At 73.8% G+C, this 7,843-nt stretch carries 4 protein-coding genes; 2 read left to right on the forward strand and 2 right to left on the reverse strand.

Annotated elements, in window-relative coordinates:
- Nucleotides 1-8 precede the first annotated feature (8 nt).
- Together ACIWQI_RS15105 and ACIWQI_RS15110 are read left to right on the forward strand one after the other, a co-directional pair.
- Complete coding sequence (locus ACIWQI_RS15105; RefSeq protein ID WP_396658658.1) at nt 9-764, forward strand: 5-oxoprolinase subunit PxpA; 756 nt, start codon at nt 9-11, stop codon at nt 762-764.
- A complete protein-coding gene (locus ACIWQI_RS15110; RefSeq protein ID WP_396658660.1) occupies nt 758-2,317 on the forward strand; it encodes a 5-oxoprolinase/urea amidolyase family protein in 1,560 nt (519 codons plus the stop codon). Before ACIWQI_RS15105 ends, ACIWQI_RS15110 begins: the two co-directional genes overlap by 7 nt.
- A 20-nt stretch (nt 2,318-2,337) precedes the next feature.
- Here ACIWQI_RS15110 and ACIWQI_RS15115 read toward each other — a convergent pair whose 3' ends face one another.
- Together ACIWQI_RS15115 and ACIWQI_RS15120 are read right to left on the reverse strand one after the other, a co-directional pair.
- Nucleotides 2,338-4,956 (reverse strand): DUF4062 domain-containing protein, encoded by a 2,619-nt coding sequence (locus ACIWQI_RS15115; protein ID WP_396658662.1) that lies wholly within the window; start codon nt 4,954-4,956, stop codon nt 2,338-2,340.
- 66 nt (nt 4,957-5,022) lie between these two features.
- On the reverse strand, nt 5,023-7,656 hold the full coding sequence (locus ACIWQI_RS15120; protein WP_396658664.1) for a DUF4062 domain-containing protein: 2,634 nt from the start codon (nt 7,654-7,656) through the stop codon (nt 5,023-5,025).
- Nucleotides 7,657-7,843: the final 187 nt, after the last annotated feature.

Consider the following 7,843-nt stretch of genomic DNA (forward strand, 5'->3'; position numbering starts at 1 on the left):
TGGGAGTCATGGCGACGATCGACCTCAACGCCGACCTGGGCGAGACGGTCGAAGGCGTGCCGACGGCCGACGACGAGGCGATGTTCGCCGTGGTCTCCAGCGCCAGCGTCGCGTGCGGCGGGCATGCCGGCGACGCCGCATCGATGCGCGAGGCCGTCGACCGGGCGCGCAGGTTCGGCGTCGCGCTCGGGGCGCATCCCTCCTTCCCGGACCGGGCCGGCTTCGGGCGGGTCGCGCTGCCGCTCGACCCGGATGATCTGCGCGCGGCCGTGGACGCCCAGCTGGCCGATCTCGCGGCGGCGGGCGCGGACATCCGCTACGTGAAGCCGCATGGCGCCCTGTACCACGCCGCCGGCTCCGACCCGGCAGTGGCCCGGGCGGTCGCCGCCGCGGTGGTGCGCCTGTCCGACCGGGTCGGGCGGGCGGTGCCGCTCCTCGCCCTCGGCGATGCGCTGGCGACGGCGGCGGCCGAGATCGGGCTGCCGTTCGTGCGCGAGGCGTTCCTCGACCGCGGCTACCTCGCGGACGGCGGGCTCGTGCCGCGAGGCGCCCCCGGTGCGCTGCTGGACGACCCCGCGCGCGTCGCGGAGCGCGCCGTGCTGCTGGCCCGCGAGGGCGTGGTCCAGGCGGTGGACGGAAAGCTCGTCCGCGCCGACGCGGCCTCGCTCTGCGTGCACGGCGACTCGCCCTCGGCGGTGGCGATGGCGCGTGCGGTGCGCGCCGCGCTCGACGACGCCGGGGTCGGAGTGCGCGCGCCATGGTGATCCTGCCGATGGGCGAGCGCGCGCTGCTGGTCGAGCTGGGCACGCTCGACGAGGTGCTCGCGCTGCATCGCCGGCTCGAGGCATCCACCCCCGCCGGGGTCGCCGAGCTCGTGCCCGCCGCCCGCACCGTGCTCGTCGTCGTCGACCCGAAGACGCTTCCGCTCTCGGCGGCGCGCGCCTGGATCGAGCGGGCGACCGGAGCGGCCGGGACGCGGGATGCCGAGGGCCCGCTCGTCGAGATGGAGATCACGTACGACGGGCCCGACCTGACCTCCACCGCCGAGCTGTTCGGGATCGGCCCGGGCGAACTCGTGCGCCGACACCTCGCGGCCCCGTGGCGCGTCGCGTTCACCGGATTCGCACCCGGGTTCGGATACCTCGTCAGCGACGCCTGGGATTTCGACGTGCCGCGCCTGGACGCCCCGCGCACCCGCGTGCCGTCCGGCGCGGTGGGGCTGGCGGCGGGATTCACCGGCGCCTATCCGCGCGAGACCCCCGGCGGCTGGCGGCTGATCGGCACCACCCGCGCACCGCTTCTCACCCCCTCGTCCTCCGACCCGGCGCTGCTGACACCCGGTGCCCGGGTCCGGTTCGTCACGCCCGATCCGGGGCGCGCCCCCGCGCGCCCCGGCGCGGCCATCGCGTCACCGGCCCCGCGGGCGGCACGCTCGGCGGGGACGCTCGGCACGGGCATCCGCGTCACGGAGGCCGGGCTGCTGAGCACGATCCAGGATCTGGGCCGGGCGGGCCACGCCCGGGAGGGGGTCGCGCGATCGGGCGCGCTCGACCGCACGGCGCTGCGCACCGCGAACCGGCTGGTCGGCAACGACGAGGATGCCGCGGGCATCGAGATCACGATGGGGGGATTCCGCGCGGTCGCCGAACGCGACCTGTGGTTCGCGGTCGCCGGAGGCTGGGGACCCCTCCGGCTCGGCGGGCGGGCGGTCGATCCCTACGAGGCGGTGCGCTGGGCAGCCGGCGCCGAGCTGCACGTGGACTGGCTCGCCCACGGCGCGCGGGCGTACCTCGCCGTGCGCGGGGGGATCGCGACCGAGCCCGTCGCCGGCTCCCGCGCGTCCGATCTCATGGCGGGGCTGGGCCATCCGCCGCTGCGCGCCGGCGACGCGCTGCCGATCGGTGTCGCGGCGGGCCCGATCCCCACGGCCGACCTCGCGCCGTGGAGCCCGCCCGGCGACGCCGAGCTCGAGGTGGAGCTTGCGGCGGGGCCGCGCGCCGACTGGTTCACCGCCGACGCGCTGCGCATCCTCTACGAACAGCCGTGGACCGTGACCAACGAGGCCGACCGCGTCGGCATGCGTCTCGACGGCCCCGAGCTGCCGCGGGCGCGCACGGGCGAGCTCCCCAGCGAGGGCATGGTCCCCGGCGCGCTGCAGGTCCCCCCGTCCGGGCGGCCCACGATCCTCCTCGCCGACGGACCGGTCACCGGGGGCTACCCGGTGATCGCAGTCGTGACGGATGCCTCGCTCGACGCGCTCGCGCAGGCGCGGCCGGGCACGCGCATCCGCTTCCGTCACGCGCCGCCGCCGCACTGATCGGCCCAGCCGGCCGCAGGTCACCAGTGACGCAGCAGCTCGGCGGCCTCCGAACGCTCCGGCTCGGCCAGGGCGAGTGTCACGGCCTCGGCGAGGGTGAGCTCGGCGCCGCGCCGCTCGCCCTCGGCGACGGATCCGGGGTCGGCCTCGCGCGCGCTGTCGAGGGAGAGCGCGTGCACCATGAACGCCTCGACGTCGAACACGCCCACCCGGTGCCGGATCGATGCGGCGGCCACCGACAGAGCGCCGGCGCGGTGTCCGTCCCCGCGCGCCGCGGCGACCGCGCACAGCCCTTCCAGCCCGTACGCGACGCCTTCCTCGTGGTGCAGACGGACCGCATCCAGGAGCGTCCGCACGAACACGGCCTCGGCCTCGTCGACGGAGCCGCGCACCATGAGCAGGCGACCGATCTGGTTGCTGGCCACGACCCGCGTGAACAGGTCGCCGCCTGCGGCGGCGGTCGCGCCGGCCCTCTCGAAATGCTCGATCGCGCGGTCCAGCGAGCCGCGCAGCCACGCGATGCGGCCCAGCGAGACCTCGCTGATCGCCGCGCCCCACGCGTTGCCCAGCTCCTGCAGCCGGGCGACCGCGGCGACCAGCTCGGCCTCGGCGGTGTCGAGATCGGGATCGGGCAGCTGCACGCGCGCCGTGGCGCGCGCCGCCTGCGCCATGGTCGCGGCATCCTCGTCGCCGCTCTCGGTGAACAGCCGCACGCACTCGCCGAGCCCGACGACCACCTCCGGCGCCGGCCGCTGCCACATCTCGCCCCACAGCGCGAAGAACCACGCCACCGCGCGGGTGTGCTGGGTGATGGGCTTCTCCTTCTCGAGCAGCTCCAGCATCCACACCCGCACGCCGCCGAACAGGCCCATGATCCACCAGAAGATGAGCATCCCCCAGGCGAAGTCGCCCGCCGCGTCGAGCCGATCGGTGTAGACGAGGTGACGGATTGCGGCGCGCAGGTTCGCGAGCTCGAGCCCGAGGTGTGCGACCGCGGAGGCCTGATCCGGCCCGCGCAGCCCGGGTGAGAGGCGCACGACGAGCGCGGTGTAGTAGTCGGCGTGCGCCGCGCGCATCAGGTCGGCGTCGCCCTTCTCCCTCAGGCGCCCCAGCGCGTACTCGCGCACGATGGCCAGCAGCGACAGCACCGAGCGGCCGTCGACCTCGGTCTGCTTCACCAGCGACGCGTCGATGAGCGCCGTGACGCCGTCGATCGCCTGCCCCTCCCACACCCGGCCCACCCCGATCGCCTCGACCGCGTCGAGGGTGAACCGCTCGGCGAACACGCCCAGGTCGTCGAGCAGCTCGCGCTGTTCGGGCGGCAGCAGACCCACGCTCCAGTCGAGGGTGGCGCGCACCGTGCGATGCCGCTCAGGCAGGTCGCGCACCGCGGCGGTCAGCAGCGGCAGGCTGCTGGAGAGGCGCTCCGCGATCGCGTGGGGCGTCAGCATCCGCACCTTCGCCGCGGCCAGCTCGATCGCCAGCGGAAGTCCCTCCAGGCGGCGGCAGATGTCCATGACGGCGCCGGCGTTGTCGTCGGTGAGCGTGAAGACGGGCTTGGCGGCCTGCGCGCGGTCGACGAACAGCGCGACCGCCGGCGACCGCATCGCACGCTCGGTCGTCCCGGGCGCGCCCGCCTCGGGCGCAGGCAGCGCCGGCACCTCGTAGACGCGCTCGCCGCGGATGCGCAGCACCACCCGGCTGGTCACGAGGAAGCTGGCGGTCGGCGCGACGGTGAACAGTCGCACCAGGACCGGCGCCGCATCCACGATCTGCTCGAAGTTGTCCAGCGCCAGCAGCACCTGCCGGGTCGCCAGCGCGCGGGAGATCCGCTCCTCGAGGACCGCTTCGCCGTTGTCGCGGATGCCGAGGGCATAGGCGATGGTCGGCAGCAGCAGTCCCGGCTCGAGCACGTTCTCCAGGCCAACGAAGTAGGTGCCGTCCGGGAAGAGGTCCTCGGTGGCGCGGCACACCTCGATGGCCAGGCGGCTCTTGCCGATCCCGCCCGGGCCGATGAGGCTCACCACGCGGTCCTCGCCGCGGCCGAGCAGCTCCCGCACCTGCGCGATGTCCCCCTCGCGACCGATGGTCACGGTGTACGGGACGGGCACTCGGGAGACGAGGGATGCCCCGGCCTCGGCCGGCTCGGAGTCGCGCTGCGACTGCGCGAAGCGCTCGGCCAGCAGGGTCGCCAGGTCGGCGGCGATCTGGTCCTCCAGCTGCGCGGGGTCCTCGAAGGGCAGATACGCGGCCGTGTCGTCGCGCTGGATGCGCGCGATGAGCCGCTGCAGCCGCTCGTCGCGCTGCGGCGACGCTTTGACGTAGATGAGCTTGGGCATGCCGGGCGGGGCGAGGTCGTACTCGTCCTCCAGGCCCGAGATCTCCTCCTCCGGGGCGACCCAGCCGTAGCTCTCCCAGTAGATGCCCACGAACACGTCGCTCTGGGCGAGGTACGAGCGATAGAGGGATCGCGGCGGGTGCGGCCGCGCGCCCAGCTCGAACATGACCGGCGCCAGCCGCATCCGCTCGATGGCGGCGCGCGCCGCGCGCCGCTCCTCCTGGAGTTCACGCAGGGTCGAGCTCACGAAGACCCGGATCCGCTGGTCAGGGGTGCGGATCACGGGCGATGCCCCAGCCATGAGCACATCATTCTCCTGTGCATCCGTCACCGCCAGAGCCAGTCTTCCGTCGGATCGATCCGCGCGTCACCACTGGCGCAGCAGATCGTCGACCTCCGCGCGGATCTCATCGGGAAGGGCGAGGCCGACGGCTTCGCCCACCGTCATCTCCGCACCGTCCCGCTCCCCGGCGGCCACGCCCTCGGGGTCGGTCTCGCGCAGGGCCGCCAGCAGCGGAAGCTGCACCGCGAACGCCCCGAGGTCGAAGCCGCCGATGCGCTGGCGGATCGACGCCGCGGCCGTGGCGAGCGCGCCCGCCCGCCACGCATCACCGCGGGCGACCGCGATCGCGCTCGTCCCCTCCAGGGCGAACGCGACACCGTCGTCGAAGTGCAGCCGGACCGCCAGCGGAAGCGTCTGGGAGTACACCCGCTCTGCCGCGTCGAACTCGCCGCGCATGATGAGCAGCCGCGCGCGCTGCTGGCCGGCCACAACCTGCGTGAATGCGTCCTGCTGCGCCGCGCCGATCGCCCAGGCTCGGTCCAGTCGCACCAGCGCGTCGTCGGGCGATCCTCGCACGATCGCGAGAAGCGCGAGCCCGACGTGGGTCATCGCCTCGGCCCAGTGGTCGCCGGTCGTGCGCAGCCGCTCGCCCGCCTCGCGCATCTCGGTCTCGGCGAGAGTCAGATCCGGGTCGGGAAGCTGCAGCCGCGTCGATCCGCGGATCGCCAGCGTCATGACCGCCGATTCTTCGTCGCCGGCCTCCTCGAAGAGTGCGATGCACTCGCTCAGGCCCGCGACGATCTCACCGGGCGGATACCGCCACAGCCCGCCCCACAGGGTGAGGAAGAGCGCCGTCGCCCGGGTCCGCTTCGACATCGGATGCTTCTGGTCGAGCAGCTCCAGCATCCACAGCCGCACCTCCGCGAACAGGCCCGAGATCCACCAGTAGAGGAAGAGGCTCCTCGCGAAGTCGGCGGCCTCATCGATGCGGGCGGCGTCGACGAGGTGCCGAGCGGCCGCACGCAGGTTCGGCAGGGCGAAGCCCAGGAGCGTGACCGCGTCGATCTGACCGGCGCCGCGCAGCTCGGGGACGAGACGCCGCGCGAGGGCCGTGTAATGATCCGCGTGCACCCGCCGCAGCGCCTCGAGCTCCCCGCGCTCCTGCAGGCGCCCGACCGCGTACTCGCGGACGACCACCAGGAGCGAGAACGCGGTCCGTCCGCCGATCTCGGTCCGCTTCACCAGTGACGCATCGACGAGGGCGGCGAGGGCGTCGATGGCCGCGTCGCCCCATGACCGGCCGGCGCCGACGGCTTCCACGGCGTCCAGGCCGAATCGGCCCGAGAACACCCCGAGATCCTCGAGCAGGTCACGCTGCGCGGGCGGCAGCAGGCTCACGCTCCATTCGATCGTCGCGCTCATCGCGCGTTGGCGCTCCGGCAGGTCGCGCCCTGTCGCCGTCAGCAGCGGCAGGCTCTGCTCGAGCCGCTCGGCGATGTCGGCGGGGGTGAGCACCGGCACCTTCGCGGCCGCCAGCTCGATCGCGAGCGGGAGCCCCTCCAGCCGCCGGCAGACGTCCACGATGGCCCCGACGTTCGCGGCGGTCAGCTCGAACCGCGGGGCGACGGCCCTGGCGCGGTCGACGAAGAGCATGACGGCGGGCGAGCGGGCTGCCGCCTCCAGGCCCACGGGGCGCTGCGGTGCCGGCGTCGTCAGCGCCGAGACCTCGTAGACGCGCTCGCCGCGGATGCGCAGCACGACACGACTGGTGACGATGAAGGTCGCCGCCGGTGCGATCGTGAACAGGCGCACCAGGACGGGCGCCGCATCCACGATCTGCTCGAAGTTGTCCAGCACGATGAGCATGCGGCGCTCGGTCAGCGACCGGGCGATGCGCTCCTCCAATTCGGCTTCGCCCGTGTCGCGCACTCCCAGGTGGTACGCGATGGCGGGCAGCAGCAGATCCGGATCGAGCACGCTCTCCAGCGGAACGAAGCGCACACCCGCGGGGAACAGGTCCGCGCACGCCCGCGCCACCTCGATCGCGAGGCGGCTCTTGCCGACGCCGCCGGGGCCGATGAGGCTCACGACGCGGTCGGCACCCGCTTCCAGCAGACCCCGCACGGCGGCGATGTCGGGCTCGCGGCCGATCGTCGTCGTGTACGGCACCGGGACGCGCCCGGTGAGAGTGAAGGATGCCGCGGCATCCCGATCCTCGGCCCCGGCCTCCCGGCGTCGCGACTGGTCGAACCGCTCGGCCAGCAGCGTCGCGAGATCGCCCGCCACCTGCTCTTCGAGCTCCTCGGCGGTCCGGAAGGGGAGGTAGGCGGCGGTGTCGTCGGCCTGGATGCGTGCGATGAGCGCGGTGAGCGGTTCATCGCGGGCGTCGGTGTCCTTGATGTAGATGAGCTTGGGGATGGCGCGCGGGGCCAGCCGGTACTCATCCTCCAGGCCGGAGATCTCCTCGCCGGGGGCGATCCAGCCGTAGCTGTCGCCGTAGATCCCGATGAACACGTCGCTCTGTGCGAGGTAGGCGCGGTACAGCTCACGGGGCGGATGCGGTCGCGCGCCGAGCTCGAACATGACCGGCGCCAGCCGCATCCGCTCGATCGCGGCACGGACGGCGCGCCGCTCGTCGGCCAGCTCGCGCAGTGTCGAGCTGACGAACACCCGGAGCCGCTGATCGGGCGTGCGGATCACGGGGGATGCCCCGGCCATGAGCACATCATGGACCGACGGGCGGCGGGACGCCACCGGGACCCGCGCCGAATCTTCGGCTTATACCGCAGGAATCCTGACTCGTCAAGAACAGGAGTGGACACGGGCGCCCATTGGGGGTATAGTCGGTCCTTGCGCTCTTGGATTCCCCCTGCCTTCATATGGTGGTCGGCTGTGCCTGCGCTCC

It is taken from the genome of Microbacterium sp., from assembly GCF_044508325.1.
Classification (GTDB): domain Bacteria; phylum Actinomycetota; class Actinomycetes; order Actinomycetales; family Microbacteriaceae; genus Microbacterium.

What these genes read in the sequence shown, in the direction of transcription:
- ACIWQI_RS15115 (WP_396658662.1), bottom strand. Translation starts at nt 4,956, where the DNA reads ATGGCTGGGGCATCGCCCGTGATCCGCACCCCTGACCAGCGGATCCGG.
- ACIWQI_RS15120 (WP_396658664.1), bottom strand. Translation starts at nt 7,656, where the DNA reads ATGGCCGGGGCATCCCCCGTGATCCGCACGCCCGATCAGCGGCTCCGG.
- ACIWQI_RS15105 (WP_396658658.1), top strand. Translation starts at nt 9, where the DNA reads ATGGCGACGATCGACCTCAACGCCGACCTGGGCGAGACGGTCGAAGGC.
- ACIWQI_RS15110 (WP_396658660.1), top strand. Translation starts at nt 758, where the DNA reads ATGGTGATCCTGCCGATGGGCGAGCGCGCGCTGCTGGTCGAGCTGGGC.